We start from the raw sequence: 1084 nt of genomic DNA, 5'->3' as shown, positions 1-1084 counted from the left end.
GCGAGACGCTGCCGAACACCACTTTCCGCGTTCGTCTGGAAAATGGGCACGAAATCATCGCCCACATCTCCGGCCGCATGCGCAAGAACTACATCCGCATCCTCACCGGTGACCGGGTCAAGGTTGAAATGACCCCGTACGACCTGACCAAGGGTCGTATCACCTACCGAATGAAGTAAGCGGCTGGCGCGTTGCGCCACCCCGACAAGGCCAGCCCTGGACGCTGGCCTTTTGTCATGCCTGCAATCCGGCCCTGCCGGACGACACCCTGACCGAATGCACCGTGACATCGGTCAGCCATGCTTGCGGCAGATTCGCATTCGCAGCTGTGGCGGCATCGTGGCATCCGATCCAGTCCGGATCGCCACCCCCTGCCCCTGCCATGAACGTGACCTCCCTGCCCGCTGGCTTCGCCGCCCTGGTACTCAGCACTGCCGCCCTGATCGCACCCGCCGCCCAGGCCGCCGACACGCCGTCGGCAAGCGCCGGTGACAGCTGCATTGCCCTGAGCGAAGACCAGCAGATCGTCCGCGCCGGCGCCGATCGTGATGTGCTGCTGCGCAATGGTGACCAGCACTATCGCGTTGTGTTCAAAACCTCCTGCAACAACGCAGTGACCTCGCGCCGGCTGGCGTTTGAAACCCAGGGCGAGAGCAACCAGCTATGCGGCGACTCACGCAGCGAGCTGAAGACCGACCGCGCCAACTGCACGGTCGAGCGTATCGAGCCACTGGACGCCGCCGCCTTCAAGCGCATGGCCCGCCAGCGCAGCCGCTGAAGGGCTGACACGACAAGGGCGGCCTGAGCCGCCCTGTCGTTGCTTCCGTCGCCGGGCAATGCCCGACAGGCGCTTACTCAACCGTGGCCGGCAACAGCCGCTCAGGCTCGGCCTGCGCCTCGACAACCAGCTCGTCGTTGCGCACGTCGATGCTGACCTTGCCGCCGTTGACCAGCTTGCCGAACAGCAGTTCGTCGGCCAGCGGGCGCTTCACCTTGTCCTGCAGCACCCGCGCCATCGGGCGGGCACCCATCAGCGGGTCGAAACCGTGGTGGGCCAGCCAGTCGCGCGCAGTCGGCGTGGCTG

The 1084-nt window shown here is 66.0% G+C and carries 2 protein-coding genes and 1 pseudogene; 2 read left to right on the top strand and 1 reads right to left on the bottom strand.

The features are described from left to right. The coding region (gene infA / locus AB4Y84_RS22265) for a translation initiation factor IF-1 (RefSeq protein WP_442251007.1) at positions 1-179 on the top strand (179 nt) is incomplete at its 5' end. A 203-nt stretch (positions 180-382) separates the two neighbouring features. Continuing rightward, on the top strand, positions 383-778 hold the full coding sequence (locus tag AB4Y84_RS22260) for a hypothetical protein (protein ID WP_442243513.1): 396 nt from the start codon (positions 383-385) through the stop codon (positions 776-778). A 73-nt stretch (positions 779-851) separates the two neighbouring features. On the opposite strand, the pseudogene clpA reads toward AB4Y84_RS22260, so the two are convergent. Next, positions 852-1084: pseudogene (clpA, locus tag AB4Y84_RS22255) on the bottom strand (ATP-dependent Clp protease ATP-binding subunit ClpA); the annotation flags it as partial.

The organism is Stenotrophomonas sp. 2YAF22 (assembly GCF_052114665.1).
Taxonomy (GTDB): Bacteria; Pseudomonadota; Gammaproteobacteria; order Xanthomonadales; family Xanthomonadaceae; genus Stenotrophomonas; species Stenotrophomonas indicatrix.
The sequence above is the reverse complement of the archived record's forward strand: the minus strand, read 5'-3'. Positions and strand labels throughout refer to the sequence as shown.